Origin of the sequence: Maribacter sp., assembly GCF_039968975.1 — a bacterium.
Classification (GTDB): Bacteria; Bacteroidota; Bacteroidia; order Flavobacteriales; family Flavobacteriaceae; genus Maribacter.
In genome coordinates this window covers 1-1,807 of the sequence record NZ_JBDVOT010000156.1, presented here as the reverse complement: position 1 = coordinate 1,807, position 1,807 = coordinate 1, and the positions used below count along the sequence as shown (strand labels likewise).

Annotated in this window: 2 protein-coding genes; one reads left to right on the top strand and one right to left on the bottom strand. The window is 35.1% G+C overall.

The window, feature by feature from the left end:
* A partial coding sequence (locus tag ABJI11_RS10650; protein WP_348351955.1) for a transglycosylase domain-containing protein occupies nucleotides 1–1,407 on the bottom strand: 1,407 nt, incomplete at its 3' end.
* 88 nt (nucleotides 1,408–1,495) lie between these two features.
* Here ABJI11_RS10650 and ABJI11_RS10645 point away from each other — a divergent pair.
* A partial coding sequence (locus ABJI11_RS10645; protein WP_348351953.1) for a S1/P1 nuclease occupies nucleotides 1,496–1,807 on the top strand: 312 nt, incomplete at its 3' end.

The window sequence follows — 1,807 nt, the reverse complement described above, 5'->3', positions numbered from 1 at the left end:
TTCCACTGCAGTAGTATATACAATGGGTTTAAAGGTAGAGCCCACTTGTCGTTTACTTTGAGAAATATGGTCGTATTTGTATTGTTCAAAATTAATACCACCGATCCAAACCAATATATCGCCATTGGTTGGGTCCACTGCTATAGAACCGGTATTTAAGAATTTGGTATAATGCTGAATACTGTCCATAGTGCTGGCAGTTAAATCTTCGTCTTTTTGCCAAGATTTGAAAGTTCGCTGTTGTTTGTTTTTAGATAAACTATCTATAATTTTTGCATGTGACAAGCCTGTTTTCTCTAGCTTTTTATAAGTAGGAGTTCGTTGCGCTATTTTTTCAATCAACTTTTTATCCTTCAACCAAGGCGCATTGGTACCGTAACTTTTTTCAAAGCTATTTTGCAATTTGGTCATATGTTCAACCATAGCTTCTTCTGCCAATTTTTGCATTTTATAGTTTAGGGTAGTGTAAATTTTTAGTCCAGAAGTATATATGTTATAATCGGTCTCGGTTTGGTCTTGTTCGGCAATCCAATTCAGCATCTCTTTACGAACTTCCTCTCTAAAATAAGGTGCAATACCGGCATTGTAGTCAAATTCCCTATAGTCAAGATTAAGACCCTCTTGTGAAAAATTAGATACCTGTTCTTCAGAAATGAAATCGTTATTAAACATTGCTCTTAATACCAAATTACGTCTGCCAAGACTTTTTTCAGGGAATATTCTGGGATTGTATCCATATGTAGCTTTTAACATGCCTACTAAAGTAGCGGCTTGGGTAGCGCTGATATCTTTGGTTCTATTATTGAAAAATTTAAGGGCGGCACTTTCTATACCAAACGTATTATCACCAAAAGAAACCGTGTTTAGATAATTAGTGATGATTTCATCTTTCGTAAAAATCTTCTCTAGTCTTTTGGCTATGATCATTTCTTTGACCTTGTTTACGACAATATTTGTTTTGTTTCTTTCCTTTCTAGGATATAAATTTTTTGCCAATTGTTGGGTAAGAGTACTACCGCCACCAGAAGAATTATCACCTAAAAGAACAGTTTTGAAACCCACTCTAACTAAACTTCTAATGTCAACGCCAGAGTGCTCGTAAAAACGCTCATCTTCAATGGCAACCAATGCTTGTACCAAGTGCTCAGGAAAATCCTGGAAGGCAACAGGTTGTCTATCGTACAGGTAATATTTACCGATCAATACACTATCTGCTGTATAAACCTCAGAAGCCATTTGATATTGAAAATTTGAAAGTTCTTTTTTAGAAGGGATTTCCCCCCATAAACCAATATTGACACTGGCAATAAATAGAATAAAAAGGAGGAAGAGACCCAAAATACCTAAGCCGATTATTTTGCGGATACTAAATTTTCGTTTAGATGGTTTTCTCGTTTTCTTCTTCATGTCCGCAAGTTCAGATATAAATTTAATCTTACCAAGTTTTAACAATGCCTTAAAGTTTGTTGTACTATTTTTGAGCAAAATTTCAGTGATGAAGAATTATATTATTTTACTGCTTTTAGTATCTAATTTCACTTTTGCAAATGATATGTATTGGTCAAAAACTGGTCATAGGGTTGTTGGTGAAGTTGCAGAACAGCATTTAAGCAAAAAAGCAAAACGCGCTATTGAAGATTTGTTGGAAGGGGAGAGCTTGGCTGCCGTTGCAAATTTTGCTGATGAAATAAAATCTGATAGATCATACCGTAAATTCAGTGCGTGGCATTATGTAAATATTCCTTTTGGTAAGACTTACGCTGAAATAGAGAAGAATGAGTATGGAGATTTGGTACAGGGTGTCAAT